The 22,440-nt window shown below is 63.2% G+C and carries 22 protein-coding genes; 13 read left to right on the forward strand and 9 right to left on the reverse strand.

Going from position 1 to position 22,440, the window contains the following annotated elements; all coding sequences use genetic code 11:
- Positions 1–99: 99 nt before the first annotated feature.
- The 4 genes from GO499_RS17575 to GO499_RS17590 all read right to left on the reverse strand — a co-directional run bounded on the left by GO499_RS17575 (position 100) and on the right by GO499_RS17590 (position 5,970).
- Positions 100–2,133 carry an NADPH-dependent 2,4-dienoyl-CoA reductase gene (locus tag GO499_RS17575; protein WP_161863410.1) on the reverse strand — a complete coding sequence of 678 codons (2,034 nt, stop codon included), beginning with the start codon at positions 2,131–2,133 and terminating at the stop codon, positions 100–102.
- Between the two features lie 66 nt (positions 2,134–2,199).
- The gene (locus GO499_RS17580; protein WP_161863411.1) at positions 2,200–2,925 is read right to left on the reverse strand and encodes a hypothetical protein; all 726 of its coding nucleotides are present in this window, start codon (positions 2,923–2,925) and stop codon (positions 2,200–2,202) included.
- A complete protein-coding gene (gene ilvD / locus GO499_RS17585; protein WP_161863412.1) occupies positions 2,912–4,675 on the reverse strand; it encodes a dihydroxy-acid dehydratase in 1,764 nt (587 codons plus the stop codon). The genes GO499_RS17580 and ilvD overlap by 14 nt, the downstream gene beginning before the upstream one ends.
- Positions 4,676–5,238: 563 nt before the next feature.
- A complete protein-coding gene (locus tag GO499_RS17590; RefSeq protein WP_161863413.1) occupies positions 5,239–5,970 on the reverse strand; it encodes a LuxR family transcriptional regulator in 732 nt (243 codons plus the stop codon).
- A 139-nt stretch (positions 5,971–6,109) separates the two neighbouring features.
- Here GO499_RS17590 and GO499_RS17595 point away from each other — a divergent pair, with 139 nt between their 5' ends.
- The 3 genes from GO499_RS17595 (at position 6,110) to GO499_RS17605 (ending at position 9,326) form a co-directional block, all read left to right on the forward strand.
- Positions 6,110–7,027 (forward strand): CPBP family intramembrane glutamic endopeptidase, encoded by a 918-nt coding sequence (locus tag GO499_RS17595; protein WP_161863414.1) that lies wholly within the window; start codon positions 6,110–6,112, stop codon positions 7,025–7,027.
- Positions 7,028–7,107: 80 nt separating this feature from the next.
- On the forward strand, positions 7,108–8,061 hold the full coding sequence (accD, locus tag GO499_RS17600; RefSeq protein WP_161863415.1) for an acetyl-CoA carboxylase, carboxyltransferase subunit beta: 954 nt from the start codon (positions 7,108–7,110) through the stop codon (positions 8,059–8,061).
- On the forward strand, positions 8,058–9,326 hold the full coding sequence (locus GO499_RS17605; RefSeq protein ID WP_284154797.1) for a bifunctional folylpolyglutamate synthase/dihydrofolate synthase: 1,269 nt from the start codon (positions 8,058–8,060) through the stop codon (positions 9,324–9,326). Before accD ends, GO499_RS17605 begins: the two co-directional genes overlap by 4 nt.
- A 129-nt stretch (positions 9,327–9,455) precedes the next feature.
- Here the strand turns inward: GO499_RS17605 and GO499_RS17610 are convergent, their stop codons facing one another.
- Positions 9,456–10,070: a LysE family translocator gene (locus tag GO499_RS17610; RefSeq protein ID WP_161863416.1), complete on the reverse strand. Its 615-nt coding sequence runs from the start codon at positions 10,068–10,070 to the stop codon at positions 9,456–9,458.
- Between the two features lie 55 nt (positions 10,071–10,125).
- A complete protein-coding gene (gene hspQ, locus GO499_RS17615; RefSeq protein WP_161863417.1) occupies positions 10,126–10,452 on the reverse strand; it encodes a heat shock protein HspQ in 327 nt (108 codons plus the stop codon).
- A gap of 105 nt (positions 10,453–10,557) precedes the next feature.
- On the opposite strand from hspQ, the gene GO499_RS17620 reads away from it, so the two are divergent.
- The 4 genes from GO499_RS17620 to GO499_RS17635 all read left to right on the forward strand — a co-directional run bounded on the left by GO499_RS17620 (position 10,558) and on the right by GO499_RS17635 (position 14,231).
- Positions 10,558–11,439 carry an AEC family transporter gene (locus GO499_RS17620; protein ID WP_161863418.1) on the forward strand — a complete coding sequence of 294 codons (882 nt, stop codon included), beginning with the start codon at positions 10,558–10,560 and terminating at the stop codon, positions 11,437–11,439.
- 97 nt (positions 11,440–11,536) lie between these two features.
- A complete protein-coding gene (locus GO499_RS17625; RefSeq protein WP_161863419.1) occupies positions 11,537–12,106 on the forward strand; it encodes a transglycosylase SLT domain-containing protein in 570 nt (189 codons plus the stop codon).
- A 96-nt stretch (positions 12,107–12,202) separates the two neighbouring features.
- Positions 12,203–13,114, forward strand: coding sequence for a LysR family transcriptional regulator (locus GO499_RS17630; RefSeq protein WP_161863420.1), 912 nt, complete (start codon positions 12,203–12,205; stop codon positions 13,112–13,114).
- Positions 13,115–13,304: 190 nt separating this feature from the next.
- Positions 13,305–14,231 carry a LysR family transcriptional regulator gene (locus GO499_RS17635; RefSeq protein WP_161863421.1) on the forward strand — a complete coding sequence of 309 codons (927 nt, stop codon included), beginning with the start codon at positions 13,305–13,307 and terminating at the stop codon, positions 14,229–14,231.
- A gap of 179 nt (positions 14,232–14,410) precedes the next feature.
- Here the strand turns inward: GO499_RS17635 and GO499_RS17640 are convergent, their stop codons facing one another.
- Genes GO499_RS17640 through GO499_RS17650 form a run of 3 tightly spaced genes read right to left on the reverse strand, consistent with a single transcriptional unit; the run spans position 14,411 to position 16,583 of the window.
- Entirely contained in the window at positions 14,411–15,307 is an 897-nt protein-coding gene (locus GO499_RS17640; RefSeq protein ID WP_161863422.1) for an OmpA family protein, read from the reverse strand.
- On the reverse strand, positions 15,304–15,867 hold the full coding sequence (locus GO499_RS17645; RefSeq protein ID WP_161863423.1) for a peroxidase-related enzyme: 564 nt from the start codon (positions 15,865–15,867) through the stop codon (positions 15,304–15,306). The genes GO499_RS17640 and GO499_RS17645 overlap by 4 nt, the downstream gene beginning before the upstream one ends.
- Complete coding sequence (locus GO499_RS17650; protein WP_284154798.1) at positions 15,867–16,583, reverse strand: GNAT family N-acetyltransferase; 717 nt, start codon at positions 16,581–16,583, stop codon at positions 15,867–15,869. The genes GO499_RS17645 and GO499_RS17650 overlap by 1 nt, the downstream gene beginning before the upstream one ends.
- Before the next feature lie 340 nt (positions 16,584–16,923).
- On the opposite strand from GO499_RS17650, the gene gap reads away from it, so the two are divergent.
- From gap to GO499_RS17680, 6 genes are all read left to right on the forward strand, one after another.
- The gene (gap, locus tag GO499_RS17655) at positions 16,924–17,925 is read left to right on the forward strand and encodes a type I glyceraldehyde-3-phosphate dehydrogenase (protein ID WP_161863424.1); all 1,002 of its coding nucleotides are present in this window, start codon (positions 16,924–16,926) and stop codon (positions 17,923–17,925) included.
- Between the two features lie 142 nt (positions 17,926–18,067).
- The gene (gene map, locus GO499_RS17660; protein WP_161863425.1) at positions 18,068–18,817 is read left to right on the forward strand and encodes a type I methionyl aminopeptidase; all 750 of its coding nucleotides are present in this window, start codon (positions 18,068–18,070) and stop codon (positions 18,815–18,817) included.
- 227 nt (positions 18,818–19,044) lie between these two features.
- Positions 19,045–19,347, forward strand: a complete 303-nt coding sequence (locus GO499_RS17665; RefSeq protein ID WP_161863426.1) for an STAS domain-containing protein — start codon at positions 19,045–19,047, stop codon at positions 19,345–19,347.
- Complete coding sequence (locus GO499_RS17670; RefSeq protein ID WP_161863427.1) at positions 19,344–19,703, forward strand: response regulator; 360 nt, start codon at positions 19,344–19,346, stop codon at positions 19,701–19,703. The genes GO499_RS17665 and GO499_RS17670 overlap by 4 nt, the downstream gene beginning before the upstream one ends.
- Before the next feature lie 17 nt (positions 19,704–19,720).
- On the forward strand, positions 19,721–21,946 hold the full coding sequence (locus tag GO499_RS17675) for a chemotaxis protein CheA (RefSeq protein ID WP_161863428.1): 2,226 nt from the start codon (positions 19,721–19,723) through the stop codon (positions 21,944–21,946).
- The gene (locus tag GO499_RS17680; RefSeq protein ID WP_161863429.1) at positions 21,943–22,434 is read left to right on the forward strand and encodes a chemotaxis protein CheW; all 492 of its coding nucleotides are present in this window, start codon (positions 21,943–21,945) and stop codon (positions 22,432–22,434) included. Before GO499_RS17675 ends, GO499_RS17680 begins: the two co-directional genes overlap by 4 nt.
- Positions 22,435–22,440 lie beyond the last annotated feature (6 nt).

A 22,440-nucleotide genomic window follows, 5' to 3' on the forward strand; every position in this document is an offset into this window, starting at 1 on the left:
GACTTATTCTAGCCAATCCAAACCGCTTTGGCAAATCGGATATATGCACAAATCAAATAAGCTGATTTCGGCAGGCCCGGCGAAGGTCTCTGACGCTGCCTAAAGGGCGGCAGCGACTCGTGCGCCCTGGTCGATCGCCCGCTTGGCATCCAGTTCCGCCGCGACGTCTGCACCGCCGATCACGTGCACTGGCCGGCCCAGGGCCGCCAGTTCCTCGGCAAGACTGCGCTCCGGAACCTGGCCGGCACACAGTACCACGGTATCTACCTCCAGCCAGCGCGGATTCTCCCTTGCCTCGCCTGTGGATATTCGCAGCCCCCGCGGCCCGATTTCCTCGTAGTTGACGCCACCAAGCATCTCCACGCCTTTCATCTTGAGGCTGGCCCGGTGAATCCATCCGGTCGTCTTGCCCAGTCCCTTGCCCAGTTTCTGGGCCTTGCGCTGACACAGAACGATGCTGCGCGCCGGTGGTTCAGGGGCCGGTCCCTCCGGCGCCAGGCCGGAACGCGCATCCCATGGCGGCACTACGCCCCATTCCCTCCGCCACAGCGCCACGTCCTCCGCCGGGCTGACGCCCTGGTGCGCCAGATACTCTGCCACGTCGAAGCCGATGCCCCCGGCGCCGACGATCGCCACCCGCGAACCGACGTCGGCGCCACCGCGCAGCACGTCGATGTAGTTCACCACGTTGGGTCCGTTCTGCCCCGGTATCTCCGGATCACGCGGCAGCACCCCTGTCGCCACGATCACGGCGTCGAACCCTTCCAGCGCTGCGGCATCCGCCCGCTGGCCAAGCCGCACCTCCACCTGCCGCTCCGTCAGCATCCGCGCGAAATAGTCGACAAGACCGAAGAATTCCTCCTTCCCCGGCACCTGCTTTGCCATGTTGAGCTGCCCGCCGATCTCCTCCGCCGCATCGAACAGCACCACGCTGTGGCCCCGCTCCGCCGCCACCAGCGCTGCCGAGAGCCCGGCCGGTCCGGCACCGACCACGGCGATCCTCCGCGCCGTTTCTGCCGGTTCGTACCGCAATTCCGTCTCGTGGCAGGCCCGCGGGTTCACGAGGCACGTCGAAACCTTCAGTTCGAAAGTATGGTCGAGACAGGCCTGGTTGCAGGCAATGCAAGGCGCAATCGTGCCCGCCGCACCGCGATCCGCCTTGGCCACGAAATCCGGGTCCGCGAGAAAGGGCCGTGCCATGCTCACCATGTCGGCACAACCATCCGCCAGCACGGCTTCGGCAACCGCCGGAGTGTTGATCCGGTTGGACGTGATCAGCGGGATGGCGACTGAGCCCATCATCCGCCGTGTCACATCGGCAAAGGCCCGCCGCGGCACGCTGGTCGCGATCGTCGGCACACGCGCCTCGTGCCAGCCGATTCCGGTGTTGATGATCGAGGCGCCTGCCGCCTCCACCGCCTGCGCAAGCTGCACCACTTCCCCCCAGGTGGAGCCATCGGGCACGAGATCAATCATCGACAGCCGGAAAATGATGATGAAATCTGTACCCACCGCCGCCCTGCAGCGTCGCACGACCTCCACCGGCAGTCGCATCCTGTTCTCGTAGGCGCCGCCCCAATCGTCGCTGCGCCTGTTGGTGTGGGTCACAAGAAACTGGTTCAGGAAGTAACCCTCCGAACCCATGATCTCGATACCGTCGTAACCCGCCTCCCGCGCCCGCGCCGCAGCCGTGGCGATATCCGCGATCTGCTTCTCGATGCCGTCCGCATCCAGTTCCGCCGGCGGAAAGGGCGATATCGGCGATTTGACAGGGCTCGGCGCCACACATTTAGGGCTGTAGGCGTACCGTCCTGCGTGCAGAATCTGCATGGCGATCCGCCCGCCGGCCTCATGTACCCGGTCGGTCACCACCCGGTGATTGGCGACATCATCGCTGGTGAACAGCCCGGCCGCGCCCGGCAGCACTCCACCCTCGGCATTGGGGGCCATCCCGCCCGTCACCATCAGCCCGGCCCCTCCACGGGTCCGCGCCGCGAAATACTCGGCGATACGGTTCCAGTCGCCGCGCTCTTCCAGCCCGGTGTGCATCGACCCCATCAGGATTCGGTTTGGCAACACCACATGGCCAAGATCGAGCGGTCGAAAAATATGCGGGTAGTGCGGGTGGGCCATGGCGTCCTCCGGGTATTTTCGGCCACTGTGCCGAAACACCCCCGCCGTGTCACGCCGGACGCGGCGTCAGAGAGCCGCGTCCACTACCTCGGTGACGGTTTCCGGAGGCGCATTCGCCGCCCTTGTCCGCCCGGCCAGTTCCCGCAGCAATTCCCGCGCGGCCGCGTCACTCAGCCCGCCGCGCTGGAAACCGTTGACTGTGCCGAACATCAGCCGTCCGCCCGCCTCGAAGAAGCCGCGCCAGAACACCGGCGAGGCCCCGGGAATCGGTGATGGGCCCGTATCCTCGATTTTGATGAACAGGATTCCATCGGCAATGTCGCTCTCCAGTACCTTCACCGCCTCCGGATCGCCGCTCTTGCCAAGGGTCACCACCCCCGGCCCGTCGACGAGGAAAGCCTGCAGAGCCTCCAGGCTGCCAGGCACACCGTCGGTGCCGACATTGGCTGAGATCACGGCGCTTATCGGATCACCTTCGACGGCAACCGCATTCAGCACCGCGCAGTCTCCAAACAACAGGAACCCTCCCGCCTTCGTCACGTCCACCGATTGCGGATCGACGCAGAAGCCGCCGGGCGCCACCACCGTCAGCCGCTCGCCTGCCACACGCAGGTTGGCGCGGTCGGTGGCGGGAATGGAGACGGCACAGGCCGCGAGCACCAGCACCAGGGAAACCGGCAGCAAGGCCTTGGTTTCCCGGGTGCCCTTCACTGTCGCAGGAAAATTCTGCCGCGCCCCTGTGGTCACAACGGCGCGGAATCTGGCAAGACCGCTCCGCTCAAAGATCGACATACTGATGCTTCTCCGCCGCACCGCCGGGATGGGTGACGGCGCCCTTGTAGGTTTCGCCGACCAGTTGCGCGTATTTCCAGAGTGCGCCGGAAGCATAGAGCGTTTCCCGCGGCCCGGCCCAGTTTTCCTTGCGGCTGGCCAGTTCCTCGTCGGTCAGCGCCACCGAAATCTCACCCTTGATCGCGTCGATGGTGATTTCGTCGCCGTTCTTCAACAGCGCGATCGGACCGCCATGAGCCGATTCCGGTCCGACATGGCCGACACAGAAGCCGCGCGTTGCCCCCGAGAACCGACCGTCGGTGATCAGCGCCACCTTCTTGCCCATTCCCTGGCCGGAGAGAGCAGCCGTGGTCGCCAGCATCTCACGCATGCCCGGTCCGCCGGCCGGGCCCTCGTTGCGGATGACGATTACCTCGCCTTCCTTGTACTCGCGCTTCTGCACGGCGGCGAAGGCATCTTCCTCGCATTCGAACACCCGCGCAGGGCCGGTAAACACCTGATTTTCCGGCGCAATCCCGGCCACCTTCACGATGGCCCCTGTCGGCGCAAGGTTGCCTTTCAGCCCGACGACACCGCCTGTCTTGGTGATCGGGGTTTCGATCGGGTAGATCACGCGACCGTCGGCCTCGCGTTCGATCAGGGCCAGTTCCTCGCCGATGGACCGGCCGGTTGCCGTCATGCAGTCCTCGTGGATAAGGCCTGCCTTGCGCAGTTCTTTCATCACTACGGGGATGCCACCGGCATCGTACAGGTCCTTGGCAACAAACTGGCCGCCGGGCTTGAGATCGACGAAATAGGGCGTGTCGCGGAAAATCTCGCAAACATCCTCCAGGAAGAAGTCGATCCCCGCTTCATGCGCAATCGCCGGCAGGTGCAGGCCGGCATTGGTGGAGCCGCCGGTACAGGCGACGACGCGCGCCGCATTCTCCAGGCTCTGGCGTGTCACCACGTCACGGGCGCGGATGTTCTTTTCGAGCAGATTCATCACCGCCTGGCCCGAGGCTTCCGAATACTGATCGCGACTCTCATAGGGCGCGGGCATTCCGGAAGAGTTCATCAGCGCGAGCCCGATCGCCTCGGAAACGCAGGCCATGGTGTTGGCTGTGAACTGGCCGCCGCAGGCGCCCGCGCTGGGGCAGGCAACCCGTTCCAGCATGTCCAGCGCCTTGTCGGAAAGCTCGTGGTTCTGATGGCGGCCGACCGCCTCGAACATGTCCTGTACCGTCAGATCGCGGGAGCGGAAATCCTCTGGAATTTCATCAACCTGTGGGGCCTTGCCCGGAAGGATCGACCCACCGTAGATGAACACGGACGGCACGTTCAGCCGCACCATAGCCATCATCATGCCTGGCAACGACTTGTCGCACCCCGCCAGCCCGACAAGCGCGTCGTAACAGTGCCCGCGCATCGTCAACTCGACGGTATCCGCAATCGCCTCGCGACTGGCGAGCGAGGAGCGCATACCCTCGTGCCCCATGGCGATGCCATCGGTTACGGTGATTGTCGTGAACTCGCGCGGCGTCCCCATCGCGGCCTTCACGCCGAGTTTTACCGCTTGTGCCTGCCGGTTCAGTGCAATGTTGCACGGTGCTGCCTCGTTCCAGCATGTTGCCACGCCCACCAGCGGCTGGTGAATCTCCACGTCGCTCAGTCCCATCGCGTACAGGTAAGACCGGTGCGGTGCCCGCTCCGGTCCTTCCGTCACGTGACGGCTGGGCAGTTTGCTCTTGTTGAAACGTGGCGCGTCCATGGCTGATCCTCCGGCTGCGGTTTTGAGGAGAAGCCATAGAACTGCAGCAAGGAAAGCTCAAGCCTGCTGGCTTGGGAGTGGTCCCCGGCCCCGGTCATCCAGGGAGGAATGACAACCGGGCCGGGTAATGCGGGCCGCCCGGCGGCCGATGGGGGATCGGCGGACGGACGGCCCGGTCCTGCTGCCCAGGGGGGTCAGAGGGCGCAGGGTCCACTCTTGGTAGCGCGAATGCCCGCGATTGGGGGGCTGCAGGCATTCGCGCCGCACCTAACGTCGTCTTCTCAGACGAAATTCGGTGGCAAATCGAAAAACCCCGGCTGCACCGACGGGGGAAGTCGGCGCACAGAGGTGCATTCAGTCAGGCAAGCGAACAACCGTATGGAACCCTGAAAGGCATTCCATGCGATTATCCCAAGCGATCCATGCTCACTTTGAGAGTTCAAAGCGCTTTCAAATTCGCTAGGAGTACATATGCGGAAAAATAGTTAACCATAAACCGCGTAGGTTGTGTCACGCAGTTGCGTAGCTTCCTTAAGGTAAAGCGTGCGGAAGTCAGGCCGGGCTCACGTCACGTAGCCGCGGATCACACCCATTCCCAGCCCGCGGATCGCCGCCGTAATCCGGTCGGTCGTGCCAAGCTTAACAAACACGCGACGGAGATAGGCGTCAACCGTGTGCGACGAAAGACCGAGAATATCGGCGATCACGGTATTGCTCTTGCCCCGCGCAACCCATTCCAGAATCTCGATTTCCCGCTGCGAAAGCGCCGGCGGCACAGGCAGGCTTTCGCGCATCAGGATGCAATAGCGCTGGTGCGCCGCCTGACAGGCGCATTGCAGGATCGTCCGCGTACCACGCCCGGTCTCGATCCTCGCTCCGCCAAAACCCAATCCGAAATAACCGTTGCGCCCACCCGGCCCGAACGCCGGTATTGCCAACCCGTCGCCAAGACCGGCCTGCGAGAGGTTGGCCAGAAAGGCGCGTTCCTTGTCGCCATGCCCGCGCTCGTTGATCACCTCCGACCAGTAGACCGGCATTTCCTGCCTGAACGCAACCGCAGGCATCGGATCGATGCGGAACAGCTTGCTGCGAATATATTTTTCGGTCCAGTCGCCGGGATATCCGTGGGAAACGACCCGCACGCGCCCTTCATCGGTGGCACCCATGGGCGGCAGGTGATGGTAGGCCACCATCGGGAATCCCATTTGCGAGCAAAATTCGATCAGGCCCGTCCAAAGTGGCTCGGACCAGGTCGCTGCCCCTACATCCTTGAGAAAGTTTTCCAGGTCGCCCAAGAGATTCCCCTCACATGGCTTACCTTACGTCAATTCGTGCAAATGCAATACGTTTTGAACAGAACGCAGGTGAAATTAGTTCACTTTGCCGCTAGGTCCGGATCGGGCAGAGCGAAAGAGGCAAGAGTACGTGCAGACAATGGCGGAATTCAGGGCACAGAGCGCGGCGCGGTTCGGCCGCACGCCCGTCTGGCGCATCATCCTCGGCACCGGCATCGCCGGAGGCACCTATGTCGTGCTCACGATTCTGGCCTTCGTCGCCCTCGGCGTCGTCTACATGATCTTCGATCCGGCGCGGTTGGCGCAATTTCAGGCCGGCGTGATCGACCGCCTCTCGCTTCTCGTCCTGCTCGCGGCCTTTGCCGGTGTGCATCTCGGCGTCCTCGTGGCCGGGCTCGTGCTCCACGGCAAACCTTACCGCGCGTTCTGGGGCCAGTTACCGGCATTCCGCCCGCGGGCCTTCGCTCTCGGCACATGTCTCATTCTGCTCACCCTCTCGGTTCTTATCCTCCCCGCCATTTTCATCTCGCCGCCGGTGCCGCAGGTGCCCCTGCCCACATGGCTGTCTTTCCTGCCATTTGTCCTCATTGTCCTCCTCGTCCAGACCTCGGCGGAGGAATTGCTGTTTCGCGGTTATCTCCAGCCACTCCTCGCCAGCCGTTTCAACTCCCGCCTCGTGTGGCTGCTGCTCCCCGCGTTCCTGTTCGGTGCACTGCACTGGAAGCCGGACCCGTATGGTCCGAACGCCGCCATCGTCGTCATCGCCGCCACCCTCATGGGACTGATCGCGGGTGATGTGACGGCCCGCACCGGCAACATCTCCGCCGCCTTCGGCCTGCATTTCGGCAACAACTGTGTCGGCCTGCTGTTCCTTGCCACGCCCGGCGATCTCAGCGCCTTCGGCCTCTACCTCACGCCCATTGGCCCCGAAGACGTGCAGGCGACACGCATCGGCCTGATCGCCAATGTCGTGCTCATGGGGCTGGCCTACGGCTTGTGGCGCCTGTTCCTGCGGCGCCGAGCCCGATTGCTTTCCGGCGATGGGCCAACTATCTAGAGCAAAATCCGGGTGCGCGCCCAGCGATGCATCCGGCAAGCAGTCAAGCGGAACAGGCCGCACGGAGGAGCGAAAGCCCCATGAACTGGATCTCGAATTACGTCCGCCCGAAGATCAACTCGCTGTTTTCGCGGCGGGAGGTACCGGAAAACCTGTGGACGAAATGCGATGAGTGCGGAACCATGTTGTTCCACCGGGAATTGACGGACGCGCTGCACGTCTGCCCGAACTGCCAGCATCACATGTACATCACGCCGCAGGCCCGGTTCGCATCGCTCTTCGATGGCGGCCTCTACGTCGACATCCCCGTGCCGGAACCATTGGCCGACCCTCTGCATTTCCGCGACCAGAAACGCTATTCGGACCGCATCCGCGACGCCCGCCGCGAATCCGGCAACCATGATGCCATGCAGATCGCCGAGGGCGACATCGGCCGCCTGAAGACGATCGTCGCCGTGCAGGACTTCAAATTCATGTCCGGCTCCATGGGCATGTTCGTTGGCAATGCCATCCTCGCCGCAGCAGAGCGGGCGATCGAACGCCGCGCGCCCCTTGTCCTGTTCTCCGCCGCCGGCGGTGCCCGCATGCAGGAGGGTATCCTTTCGCTGATGCAGATGCCGCGCACGACCGTTGCCGTGGAAATGCTGAAAGAGGCGGGCCTTCCCTATATCGTCGTGCTCACCCACGCCACCACCGGCGGCGTGACGGCCAGCTACGCGATGCTGGGTGACGTGCACCTCGCCGAACCCAACGCCCTGATCTGCTTCGCTGGTCCCCGCGTGATCGAACAGACAATCCGCGAAAGTCTGCCCGAGGGTTTTCAGCGTTCCGAGTATCTGCTGGAACACGGCATGATCGACCGTGTGGTCCAGCGCAAAGACATGCGCGAGGAGATCGGCACCCTCATCCGCCTGCTGATGAAGGAGGCACCGATGATCCACGGCGATTTGCCGACGCCGGAAAAGAGCAAGCCCGCACTGGCACCCCCGCCCCCGCCCTCGAAAGACGCGGCGGCTTCCGAAACCGGATCGTGAGCGCCGACACCAGCGACACGATCCTCACGAGGCTGATGTCGCTCCACCCCAAGGTCATCGACCTGTCGCTCGACCGCATGCACGCCATTCTGGCGGCGCTGGGCGATCCCCAGCACCGTCTGCCGCCGGTCGTGCATGTCGCCGGAACCAACGGCAAGGGTTCGACCCAGGCGATGATCCGCGCCGGGCTGGAAGGCGCGGGCCATGCCGTGCACGCCTACACCTCGCCGCACCTCGCCCGTTTTCATGAGCGTATCCGCGTGGCCGGCAACCTCATCGCCGAGGACGATCTCGCCGCAATACTTGCCGAATGCGAGGTCGCAAACGGCGACGAACCGATCACCTATTTCGAGATCACAACCGCCGCTGCCCTGCTGGCATTCGCCCGCTCCCCCGCGGACTTCACATTGCTGGAGGTCGGTCTCGGCGGCCGCCTCGATGCCACCAACGTCATGCGTCCGGCCCTGTCGGTCATCACCCCGGTCTCCATAGACCACCAGCAATTCCTCGGCGAGACGCTGGAGGAGATTGCCTTCGAGAAGGCGGGCATCATCAAGCCCGGTGTCCCCTGTGTCGTCACGGCGCAGGAACCCGACGCCATGGACGTCATAACCCGTCAGGGTGCGCGTATGGGCGCACCGCTGCTTATCCAGAATCAGGACTGGCAGGTGTGGGAGGAGCGCGGCCGCCTTGTTTATCAGGACGAGCATGGGCTGGAGGATCTGCCGATGCCACGGCTTATCGGCGCCCATCAGGTCACCAATGCCGGGGCTGCCCTCGCCGCCCTCCGTCACCTTCGTACCGGCGACCTGGAGGCGGCAATGACAGACGCCCACTGGCCAGCCCGCCTCCAGCGCCTGAAGTCGGGCCCGCTGACCGATGCCGCCGGGCCCGGTGCCGAAGTCTGGCTCGACGGTGGCCACAACGCCGCTGCCGGCGAGGCGCTGGCCGAAGCCCTCACCCGACTGCCGGCGCGCCCGCTCTACATGATCTGCGGCATGCTGAAGACCAAGGACGTCCGCACGTACCTGAAGCCGTTCCGGGACGTCACCCGCGAACTCCATGCCATCTCGATCCCCGGCGAAGCGGCGACGCTGACGGCGGCGGAAACGGAAGCGGCTGCCAGCAGCATCGGCATCCCCGCCCGACAGGCCGACAGCCCGCTCGACGCCGTCCGTCAGATCGCGGCACACCACCCCGATGCCCGCATCCTCGTCTGCGGCTCTCTCTATCTCGCAGGCGCCGTGCTGCGGGAAAACGCCTGATCATCACCGCGCGAACCCGTAGAAGCGCGGTTCATCCCTGCTTTTCGTTGAGAAATCCATGCGGACTGAGCTCGGCTAAACGCCGCAGCTGAAGGAATCCGCCGTCATGCACAGATCGCGACAGAGTTCTCAGCTCCGCCCGGCCAACGCCGCCGCCGCGCCGCCCATGGCACAGGCGCTTACGCGATTCGCTGCCCGCATCGCTCGCGGCGTCCGCAAAAGCAGCCGCGCACGGTCCGCGGCCAGCGCCCACGCGCAATCGATCACCGCCAGCGTTGTCACGGCGACGACGCACAGCACCGCCCACTCACGCAGGCCTGCGTCCGAAAGGTCGACCAGCGCCGGCAGCAACGCCACGTAGAAAACCATGATCTTCGGGTTTCCCAGCGTCACCGCCATTCCGGCACCGAACATCGACAGTGGGGAAGCCTTGCGCGGCAAATCTTCGCCGGCCCCACCCACAGGCTGACGCCACATCCGGAAGGCCAGCCAGCACAGGTAGGCGATACCGGCCCATTTCAGCACCTCGAATGCGAACTGGAAACTCTGCGCCAGCGCAGACAGCCCGGCCATCGCCATGCTCAGCCAGATGACCTCGCCGACCCACATGGCCGCGAGGAAGGGCGCCACATCGCGCCAGCCGTTGGTGATCACCCGCGCCACCAGCGCAGCAATGCTGGGCCCCGGTGTCCCGGCCGCCAGGAACAGGGCCCCGGCAAAAAGCATGAGGGAGAGGGCATCCATCCGGACTAGCCGATGAGCCGCGAGGCCGTTGCGGGGCCCGGGCCGTCAGCCGTCATCAGTGCAACTGCCCGTCAATTTCGTAGCGTCCGTCCGCCAGATGCCCGAACATCTGCTCCACTTCCGGATGCTCAACAGGCTCGCCGGTATCGTCGGAAACGAGGTTCTGCTCCGAAACATAGGCCACGTAATAGCTGGTCTCGTTCTCCGCCAGCAGGTGGTAGAACGGCTGATCCTTGGACGGCCGGTTTTCCGGCGGGATCGACTCATACCATTCGTCGGTGTTGTCGAACGTCGGATCGACATCGAAAATCACACCGCGGAACGGGTGAAACCGGTGGCGGACCACCTGCCCGAGGGAAAATTTGGCTGTCTGTTGTTCCATCTTGGCGGCCAGACTCCGGCCCCTGCCTTTATAACGCGTTGACAAGCGCCATTTATCGCGCCCATCACGGCGGAGGTCAACACTTCCCGCGAGGAACCCACCCCGATGTCATTGCTACTGGAGGTGCTGCAGATCGTAGCGCCCGTGTTCTTCCTCGCCGCCATCGGTTTCGCCTGGGTGAAGGCCGGTTTCGAGTATCGCGTCCAGTTTGTCACCCGCCTCGCCATGACCCTCTCCGTACCCTGCCTGATTTTCGTGGCGCTGGTGGAAACGGAGATTGACCCGAAGGCTCTGCGCGATACGGCCATAGCCACGCTCGTTGCCTATTCCGTCCTCGGCGCGGTCCTCTTCGGCATCTGCCGCCTCGCCCGCCTCGATGTCCGCACCTTCTGGGCACCGCTCACCTTCGGCAACACCGGCAATCTCGGCCTGCCGCTGGCGCTCTTCGCCTTCGGCTCCGAAGGTTTCGGTTTTGCCGTTGTGATCTTCGCCATCATGGCCGTCCTGTCCTTCACCATCGGCATCTATGCCGTCTCAGGCGGGGGATCGCTGATGAATGTGGTGAAGGAGCCGATCGTCGGTGCCACCCTTCTCGGCGGCGTCTTTCTCGTCATGGACTGGTCACTGCCCCAATGGTCAATGAACACGCTGGACCTAATCGGACAGATCGCCATTCCGCTGATGCTCATCACCCTCGGCGTCGCCATTTCCCGTCTCCAGCCCGGTGCCGTCCTCCGCGCGTCCGTCCTCAGTGTCGTCAAACTCGTGCTCTGCTTCGCCATCGCCTATTGGGCGGGCCTGCAATTCGGGCTCGGTCCCGTGGCACTGGCGGTGCTGGTGTTGCAGGTCTCCACTCCCGTCGCCGTCACGTCCTACATGTTGGCGGAAAAGTACGAAGCCGACTCGACAGAGGTCGCGGGACTGGTCGTCGTATCCACGCTTCTGTGCGTCTTTGCCATTCCCGTCATCCTGGCGCTCTTTGTCTGAACACGCTTTCCCTTCACAATTGCCACAATTTGGGGCATCCTGATTATAGACGCGGAAAACCGCGCGAGAGCAGTCGACGTATTGAGGTTTACAGGCAATGTACCGCTTTGCCCTACTATTTCTGCTTTTCCTGAGCGCATGTTCGGGCGGGCAGGGGCCACCGAATGACGTGGAGAACGCCTGCGCGATCAAGCGCGACAGGCCAAGCTGGTTCCGAGCGATGGAGCGGACGGAGCGGCGCCACGGCGCACCCGTTCACGTTCAGCTTGCTACCCTCTATCAGGAGAGCACGTTCCGCCCCGACGCGCGCACCCCGCGCAAATGGTTCCTCGGGTTCATTCCCAACGGACGGGTTTCCTCCGCCTACGGCTATGCTCAGGCGATCGACGGCACGTGGGACTGGTATCGCGACGAGACGGGCCGGCGCGGCGCGAAGCGCAACAACTTCCGCGACGCATCCGACTTCATGGGCTGGTACATGGCCAAATCGCGCGAGATGAACGGAATCGCCATGCACGACGCCTACAACCAGTATCTTGCGTATCACGATGGTCATGCGGGGTACCGCCGCGGCAGCCACAATTCCAAGGGTTGGCTGCTCAGCACGGCCGCCCGGGTCGATGCTCGCGCCAAGCGCTACCAGGAACAGCTGCAATATTGCTCATGACACTTGTCGCCCCGGGCGCAAGTCATTACCTCTCAGCCAGCCCGTCGCCAATCGGTTGATTTGCGCAGTATTGGGGCGCGAAGGAGAAACAGATTAATGGACAGATTGAGTGAGATGGAGGCGTTCGTCTCCGTCGTCGATCAGGGCGGATTTACCGATGCGGCCCGCAAGATGGGCATGTCGAAATCCGCGGTTTCCAAGCATGTTTCGGCTCTGGAGGCCCGGCTTGGTGCTCGTCTTTTGAACCGCACCACCCGCCGTGTCAGCCCCACAGAAATCGGTCTCGCCTATTATGATCGCGCAAGCCAGGTACTCTCCAGCGCCTCCGAGGCGGACGAAATGGTCAACGCGATGCAGGACGCCCCGCGCGGCGCCCTGCGCGTCTCCGTTCCCGTCAGCTTCGGTATCAGCCAGATATCGGCCCGCGTCGGTAGCTTCCTCTGCGAATACCCCGACATTTCGCTGAACCTCGTCCTCGATGACCGCTTCGTCGAACTGGTGTCCGAGGGGTTCGACATGGCCATCCGCGTCGGCCATCTCGAAGACAGCACCCTGCGCGCGCGCAAACTGGCCGAGAGCCGCATCGTCATGGCCGCATCGCCGGACTACCTGCGCAAACGGGGCAAGCCCGAAAAGCTGGAAGAATTGTCCGACCACCAGCTTCTGCACTACTCCAACCTCGCCACCGGCAACTTCTGGCGACTGCAGACGAAGAGCGGCGAGGAACGCCACGTGCGCGTTGGCGGGCGCCTGACCGCCAACAACGGAGAATCACTTCTGAAAGCCGCCGAGAGCGGTCTCGGCGTGGCCCTGCTGCCGGCTTTCATCATCGGCGACAGCCTTCAAAAGGGCCGTCTGCTGGAAGTTCTGCCGGACAATCAGAACCCGCCGCTCGGCATCTATGCCGTCTATCCGCCGGGCCGCTTCGTTCAGCCCAAGCTTCGGGCTTTCATTGATTTCCTGGTCCAGTCGTTCAAGGGCATGGGGCCAGACGACTGGCAGACTTGACGCAGACAAACCTCATTCTGGGCATATAATAAGCAATTTACCTGCATTTAATCGGCCTCTGATCACATATCCGCGCAACGGGGCCAAATCTGCCGTTGCCGGATGACAGGCGCGGCGGCGATGTCTATGTTGCACCGCATCAAGAAAGCGTCCGGCGCGGTGTGCGCATCAAACGGTGAAAGGGCAGATCATGGAACTGCCATCGCAAATGCTGTTGTTTGCCAAGGTCGTGGAGGGCGGCAGTTTTTCTGCGGCTGCGCGAACGCTCGGCTATGCGCCTTCGTCGGTTTCAAAGCAGATCGCACAGTTGGAGGACAAGATCGGCCTCCGCCTGCTCACCCGTACCCAAACGGGCATCGTCCTCACCGAGGAAGGTCGCATCTTTCACCAGCGGTGCCGCGATCTCGAAGCAACGTTACAGGAAACGGAGGAACAGTTCGCTTCGATGAGCGGGCACCCCACCGGCCTTCTCCGCGTCAGTTGCACCGTCGCCTTCGGCAAGCTCCAGTTGCTGCCGGTCCTCCCGCGCTTCATGGCTGCCAACCCGGATATCGAGGTGTCGCTGTCACTGTCGGACAATATCCTCGATCTCACGGAGGAACAGGTCGACATCGGCATCCGCTTTGCCGAGCAGATCGAGGATCCTTCAGCCATCGTCCGCAAGATCGGCGGTAGCGACAGGGTAATCTGCGCTTCACCGGAATACCTCGCCCGCAACGGTCATCCGCAGGAACCGGAGGATCTTCAGCACCACAACTGCCTGTTGCTCTCCACCGCCCGCCGCAAGGGCGTGTGGATGCTCGTCGGTCCCAACGGCAACGAGGATGTGCGCATCTCGGGCAACCTGGAGACCGACAGCGCCGATGCGATCTACCATGCCGTAAGGGCAGGTCTCGGCGTCGCCCGCCTGTCCACCTATCTCGTCGGCGACGATATCGCCGCCGCAAGGCTGATTCACCTGCTGCCGGACTACACGCTCAAGGGATCGGATCTCATGGCGATCTTCCGGGACAAGCGCAACCTGCCACCCAAGACGCGGGTTTTCCTCGATTTTCTCATCGCGGAGTTCGGCCATGCCAAGCATTGGCGCCGGCAGGCCCTGGAAAAATCGGCCTGAAATCCGCTTTGCCTCTGAGGCACATCGCCTTTTCCCAAACCTCTATGGAACACGTACCTCAGCACTGCTAGAAAACTCCTGACCTTGTTTCCAAGGTCTTTGCCCGGAGACGGGCATTTCCTCCCTAGACTTGGGCCACGCATTGCGTGGCCCCTTTTTTTTGTCTGGCACACAATCTGTCAGCGGGCCACGATTTCCACCCTTCGGTTCCGAAGACGGGTCGCGTCATCGGTATTGGCCGTCAGTGGCGCCAGAAACCCGACCCCCGCTGCCTCCAGTCTTTCGGGATCGACGCCGTAATCCCGCACCAGCGCCTCCAGCACCGCCCGCGCCCGTCGTTCGGAAATCTGAACATTTGCCGCCAGCGTGCCGGAGTTGTCCGAATGGCCGACGATCACCAGCGCCAGCGCCGAGTCCGCCGCCAGCAGGTCCGCCACCGCCTGCAGCGCCTCCCCACTGCCTTCCGCAAGCCGCACCTCGCCAGCGGCAAAGCTGATTCCCTCCAGCACCGCCCGCCCATTCCGTGCCAGTTCGTCGGCAATCGGTCCGGGTGCTGCTGCCGGCGGCTCCAGCGTCACGGCCGTCGCCGCATCCGGCGCAATATCCGTCAGTTGCACGAAGGCCTGTACGTCATCCTGGCTCACCAGCAGTCCCAGATGCCGCTCCGGCGCTTCCCGGCTTGCAGCGCTCAGGTAATGGAACGCCCCGAGGTCCAGCGCCATCTCCGGCCGTGGCAGAATTCGCGCCTTCAGGGCGAAGTCATAGCCGCCGCACAGCCTTCCGCTGCAATCGTGCAGGATACGGTAGCCCGCCGCCTCCACCTCCTGCCGCAGTGCGCGATAGAGCGGCAGCGTCCCGCTCGCGTCCAGCGGCATCCGCCACGCGCGGATCAGCACACGGCCCTCCAGCACCAGCCCCGGTTGATGATCGGGCGTGAACCGCGCCGTTGGCAGCAGGTAACGTGCCGCCGCTTCTTCCACCCGCGCCGTCTCGCGCGCGCCAGCGGGCAGGGGCAGCGCCAGTTCCGCCCGCGCGGGCAGGCCCAGCATCAACAGAAGGCACAGAAACCGGATCACCGCGCCTGCGCGTGGTATTCGGGGTTGGGTCGCATATCCACAGCAGAGGCCATGCGGTTGGACATGTTGAAGAACGAGGCTGTGGCGGCGATGTCCCAGATGTCGGCATCGCTGAAACCAACGCTCCGCAGCGCTTCCCGATCCTCCTCGCCTATCCTGGCCGAACTTTCGGTCATCAGTACCGCGAAATCCAGCATCGCCCGCTGTTTCGGCGAAAGCTCCGCCACCCGGTAGTTCATCACCAGCGCCTCGCCCAAAGCCGGATCGCCGGAGAGAGTGCGCACTGCCGCCCCATGCGCGACGAGGCAGTAGAAGCATTTGTTTACCGAGGAGACCACCACGGCAATCATCTCCCGCTCCAGCTTCGAGAGTCCGCTCGGCCCTAGCATCAACTCGTTGTACATCGCCGCAAAGGCGTCGAGCTTTTCCTTGCTGAAGGCATAGGCCCGCAAGACATTCGGCAGGATACCCAGTTTCTCGACGCAAATGTCGAAATAGCGCTGAGTTTCCTCCGGCAACGGGTCCAGCGGGGGCAGGTCCAGGGCGGTCGGGTTGGTCATCACTCGCCTTTCGGGTCAGGTGCGGTGCGGTAATGGTAGCCTGTCCTCTCACCCATCCCAAGGGAGTTGTAGAGCGCACTCGCGCCCACGTTGTCCCGCACCACCAGCACCGCGATCTCCCGTGCCCCAGCCTCCTGCGCAACGCGTGCCGCCCCGGCCATCATCAGCTTGCCCAGCCCCTTGCCCCGATGCGCCGGCAGCACCTCCAGCCCGTGCAGCATGGCGATGCCCTCATGTATGCCCATGAAGGCTGTCGCCGCCGGCACATCGCCGTCCCGGCCCAGCAGCGTCCGGGTGGGGCAGGCGGCCCGACCCATCACGGCCAGCCGCTCTGGACCAATGCCACCCTGCGCCCAGATCTCGGCCTGCACCGCCAGGATCCCGTCGCTAACCACAACCGATCGGCCGGCCCGTGCCGGCTCCAGTGCATCCGGGGTTGATGCCAGCACCGCCACCGGGTCCTTCACGGCATAGCCGCGACGATCGAGCGCGGCATCGAGCTCTCCGTCATCAGGCCGGATCATGAACAGGGGCTTTTGCCCCATCGCTGCCATTTCAGCCTCCGCAAAGCCGATCTCGGCGTCTTCTGCCACCTGGCTCGCCGCCGAAACCCGCTGCCCGCCGCCCGCACCGCGCCGCAGCATCCATCCTCCGGCCTCTCGCATTTCTGCCGGTGCCCATGTCGCGTCTATCAATTCGAAATACTCTGCGGTCACGTGCCTCACTCCCTCATTCCCGGCGAAAAGATCACAGATCAATCCCTTTGTCTGCCCCGACAATCGGCCAGAAAACCGTTGACGCGCTGCAGCATTGCTGCAATGTTAGCGCTAACACCGACGCGCTTGGCGTGTCCGGTGGCTCGTGTCTCAGCCTTATTAGGGCCTTGGCTGCGGCATATCATCTGCAAGGCGTGAAATGGTTCTCCCCAGAACACGCCTTGCAGATAAACCTCCCTCCCCATCACAGCCTCATCTACGCCTGCGCGGTTGACGTTTGGTCCCTCGCAAGGGCATATCGACGGCAACGACAATCGCTTTCGCAAAAAGGATGGGGAAGATGGGAATCAAGGTCGGCATCAACGGGTTCGGGCGCATCGGGCGGAACGTCCTTCGCGCGATCATGGAGAACGGGCACGACGATATCGAGGTGGTGGCGATCAACGATCTTGGACCGGTCGAAACCAATGCCCACCTGATGCGCTACGACAGCGTTCACGGCCGGTTCCCCGGCACGGTCACGGTTGACGGCGACACCATGGATGTCGGTCGCGGACCCATCCGCGTCTCGGCCGAACGTAATCCGGCTGACCTGAAGTGGAGCGATGTCGACATCGCGCTGGAATGTACCGGCATCTTCACCGCTCGCGACAAGGCCGCCTCCCACTTGGAAAACGGCTCCAGCCGCGTGCTGATCTCCGCACCCGGCGCCAACGCGGACAAGACCATCGTGTTCGGCGTCAATCACGATACGCTGACAGCCGACGATCTCGTCGTCTCCAACGCATCCTGCACCACCAACTGCCTCGCGCCTGTCGCCAAGGTTCTGCATGAGAAGTTCGGCATCGCCTCCGGTTACATGACGACAATCCATGCCTACACCGGCGACCAGCCGACACTCGACACGATGCACAAGGATCTTTATCGGGCCCGCGCCGCCGCGCTGTCGATGATCCCCACGTCCACCGGTGCCGCCAAGGCCGTCGGTCTCGTCATGCCTGAACTTGCGGGCAAGCTGGATGGCTCGTCGGTCCGCGTGCCGACACCGAACGTCAGCTGCATCGACCTGAAGTTCACCTCCGGCAGCGCACTCGATGCAGATGCGATCAATGCCGCGATGAAAGAGGCCGCCGAAGGCGCGCTGAAGGGCATCCTCGGCTATGCCGATGCGCCACTGGTGTCCTCCGATTTCAACCACGATCCGCATTCGTCCAGCTTCGCACCCGCGCAGACGAAGGTGATCGACGGCTCTCTCGGTCGCGTCTTCAGCTGGTACGACAACGAATGGGGCTTCTCCAACCGCATGGTCGATACCGCCCGCGCGATGGCAGCCTTCATCTGAAACGGCGTGTCAGGCACGTCAGTCGCGAATTTCGCGCCTCCGCATCTCTCTGCGGGGGCGCTTCTTGTCCCGGCCAATACAGGCGCGCGGCCAAGGGCAGGGCTGCAGCCAGGGCGCCAGCCTCACCAGCAGGACATACGGCATGACCATCACCCATCAGGATGAACTGGACGGACTGAAGGCCATCGGCCGTATTGTTGCCAATACGCTGAAGGGCATGGGCCGGGCGCTGGAGCCGGGCATGACCACAGCGGAGCTGGACGAAATCGGCCGCGAGATGCTGGAGACCGCAGGTGCCAGATCCGCGCCGCAGTCCGTCTACGATTTCCCCGGCGCCACCTGCATCAGCGTCAACGAGGAAATCGCCCACGGCGTTCCCGGTAGCCGCGTCATATCCGCCGGTGATCTCGTCAATATCGACGTTTCCGCTTCCAAGGACGGCTTTTTTTCAGATACCGGCGCCACCTTCCGCGTACCGCCACTTCGCCCCGCGCAGGAGCGGCTCTGCCGAGACGGCAAACGCGCCACGCAGATCGGCATCGCCCAGGTCGGCAGCGGCAAGCCGTTGGCGGGCATCGGCAATGCCGTCGGCCGCTTCGCCGCCCAGCACGGCTACACCCTCATCCGCAATCTCGCCAGCCACGGCATTGGCCGGTCGCTGCATGAATACCCCGAGGAAATCGCCACATGGCCCACCCGGCAGGACAAGCGCCGCATTGAAAAGGGTATGGTTCTGACTGTGGAGCCCTTCCTGTCCCGGGGCGGGCTCTGGGCGTCTGAAGGTGCGGACGGATGGACGCTCTACAGCGAACCTCGCGCCCCCGCTGTCCAGTACGAACACACCGTTGTCGCCACCGACAAACGCGCCATCATCCTTACCCTGCCGGGCTGACAGGCAGGTGTTCCGGCGGCCGCACGGCGGATACATGGCATTTTAGGCATTCCGCATTTACGGCCCTTCCGGGGTTAAGCTCTCCGAAACCCATCGCTCCCATAACTCCCCCAATCAATCGGCATGGTTTCCCGGCCGACGACAAGACGGAGAGTTCTGGATGGCGCAAGCGCAGTTTCAACCTTCTGGCCCCGCCCTGCGCGGTCCCTATGCTGTCGGAGGCCGAGGTGTCTGAGGTCGCGGCGTCCGACTCAGCGCCGATCGCCATTCCGGCCGCGGCCGACATGGATGCGGCAGAGGATCTCCTCGCCAGGCTGCGGGAGATTGGCAGCGAAGGCCCGCTGACCATTGATGCATCCGCGGTCGAAAGCATGAGCACGCCGGTCGTCCTCACCATCGTCAGCGCCCTCAACACGCGTGCTGAACTCAAACCGCCCGCGACCGTGCTCAATCCTTCCACCGCCTTCGTGGACGCTTTCACGGATCTCGGCCTGTTTCAGGACCTTATGAAAATGGAGTTTGCCACATGAGCCGCGTCCTCGCCGTCGATGATACCCGGGCCCTGCGCATGATGCTTGGCGAATGCCTGAAAAAGGGTGGCCACGAGGTGGTGCTCGCCGTCGATGGCGTCGAGGCCCTCGACAAATTGCGGGAACACAAGCCCGACATCGTCATCACCGATCTCAACATGCCGCGCATGAACGGTCTCGATTTCATCGAAGCAGCACGGAAGGAGCCAGAGGGCAAATCCCTGCCCATGCTGTTGCTGACGACGGAGACGGCCCAGGCATTGAAGGATCGTGCCAAGGCGGTAAAGGCGACCGGATGGCTGACCAAGCCCTTCGATCCAAACCAGATCCTCGCCCTCGTTGAACAGCTTTCCTGAAGACCGGAGACCTCCTCATGGATGACGACGACGATTTCGACTTTCAGGCACTTTTTTTCGAGGAGTGTCATGAACTGCTGGGCACGCTTCAGGAACACCTGAACCAGCTCGCCGACGGCACGAATGACGAGGAGACGGTTCACGCCGCATTCCGCGCCGTGCATTCCGTGAAGGGTGGCGCCGCAGCCTTCGGCTTCGATCAGCTCATCAGCTTCGCCCACATCTTCGAAACCGTGATGGATCTCATCCGTTCAGACCAGATGGTGCCGACGGCGGAAATCAACCAGATTCTCCTGCGTTCCGGCGACATGATGGAAGTGCTCATTGAAGGCGCGGAAAACGGCACACCGGTCGATGAGGAAAAACTGGACAATCTGCAAGCCGAACTCGAACACCTCGCCAGCGGCGAGGCTCCTGCGGCGTCTGCGCCCGCAGCTCCGGTGAGTGCGTCACCGTCACCCGCAGGGGCGGAGCCGGCGGTCGCCGACGGGTTCGAACTCTTCGGTGGCGATGACGAGCAAGGTGATGACGCGGGGGAGCCCGCGGCCGAGCCGGAAACTGAAGGGGAAACCACCCGCGAAGTCACCGTCCGCTTCACACCGGACGCCGATTTCTTCGCCTCTGGTCACGATCCTCTGCGTCTTCTGCGCTCGGCCAAGTCACATGACCTCACAAGCCTGGAGGCGATAGGCCAGGTTCCGGACCTCGAGGCCTTCGATCCGTCGGTGTGTGCGCTGTCGTTCGAAATGGTCTTCCAGACCGCGAAATCCGTCAGTGAACTGGAGGAGTTTTTCGAAATCTACGCCCATATCGCCGACATCGAATTTCTCGCTGATGCCGAGGAAGAAGATGTATCCGGCGAGGAGGAGGCGGAGCCGCCGCAATCCGCGAGCGTTTCGCCGGAGACACCTGCCGAAACCGCCTCACCGGATGCAAAGCCCGCACCCGAGGCCACGGCCAATGACGGGCAGGCGCAAGCCAAACCAATGGAAGCCGGCAAACCCGCCGCCTCCGGCGGGGCAAAACAGCGTGGTGGCCCAAGCAAATCGCTGAGGGTGGAATTGCCCCGAATCGACCGGCTGGTGAACCTTGTGGGCGAAATGCTCATCACCCAGGCAGGCATCGCCCAGAAACTCATGGAAATCCAGGCCGCCGATTCCAGCGAGGATGGCATGGAAATGGGTCACAATGTCGAGGCCATGTCCCGCCAGTTGCGCGAGTTGCAGGAAAGCGTCATGGCCATCCGCGCCCAGCCCGTCAAATCGGTGTTCAGCCGCATGCCCCGCGTCGTACGCGACCTCGCCGACAAGCTCGGCAAGGAAGCCAAGCTGGAACTCTCCGGCGAACATACGGAGGTGGACGCCACCGTCATCGAGGAACTGGCCGAACCGCTCACCCATATGCTTCGCAACTCGATGGATCACGGGTTGGAAGCGACAACCGAAGACAGGATCGCCGCCGGCAAATCCCGTGTCGGCCTCATCAAGCTTTCGGCCGAACACCGGGGAGAGCGGGTGATCATCACCGTCGAGGATGACGGGCGCGGCGTGAACCGGGAACGCGTCCTGGCCAAGGCCCGCGAAAACAACCTGATCTCCGCGGAGGACAACCTCAGCCCCGAAGAAATCGACATGCTGATCTTCCATCCGGGCTTTTCCACGGCGGCGGAAGTCTCGTCAGTATCCGGTCGTGGCGTTGGCATGGATGTCGTCAAGAAAAAGATCGTTTCGCTCGGTGGCCGCTGCGCCCTGGAATCGACCCCTGGAAAGGGCACCCGCTTCGAAATCACCCTGCCTCTGACCCTTGCGGTGATGGACGGCATGACCATCGTCGTCGGCGATCAGAAATTCATCCTGCCGCTGTCCTCCGTAGTGGAGGCACTACATATCGACTCCGATGCGTTGAAGCATTTGCCGAATGGCGAAACGTTGCTGGAACGCCGCGGCGAATTCCTTCGCCTGATCGACCTGCGCACCGTCCTCTGTCAGCCGACAGCGGGTGAGGCGGTGGATATGGCCATTGTCGTGGACACCGAGACAAGCGGCCTCGTAGCCCTCGTCGTCGATGAACTCATCGGCCAGCGCCAGATCGTCCTCAAGAGCCTGGAGGCCAACTTCCGGCGCGTCGAAGGCATTTCCGGTGCCACCATTCTCGGCGATGGCCAGGTCGCCCTGATCCTTGATGTCCCATCGCTGCTGAGCATGAACGGTTCCGGCGGCACTTACTCGGAGATGATGCATTGACCGATTTCCCAGATGTCCTCGAAAACCCGGATCGCGCCGCCACCTCGTCCGGCACGATCAAGCAATATGTCACCTTTCTGGTCGATGACCGTTCTTACGGCGTGGACATCAACCTCGTGCGCGAAATCAAGCAGTGGTCGCCGACGACAACCCTGCCGAACCAGCCGCACTTCACCCGCGGCGTTCTCAACCTGCGCGGCACCATCGTTCCCGTCCACGATCTTCGCGCCCGTTTCGGCGGCGCCCTCACCGAAGCGACCGAGGTTCACGTTGTCGTCATCGTCTGGATCGGCAGCAAGACGGTCGGCATTCTCGTCGATGCCGTTTCCGACATTATCAGCGTGCCGACCGATGATATCCGTCCGGTTCCTTCCGGTCAGTCGCTCGGTGACATGTCCTCGCTCTCCGGCCTCGTCAATACGGAGAACGGCATGGTTGCCCTGCTGGATCTCAACACGCTGTTCCCCGTCACCGATGACGAACTCTGACAGGAA

It is taken from the genome of Algicella marina, assembly GCF_009931615.1.
GTDB classification, from domain to species: Bacteria; Pseudomonadota; Alphaproteobacteria; order Rhodobacterales; family Rhodobacteraceae; genus Algicella; species Algicella marina.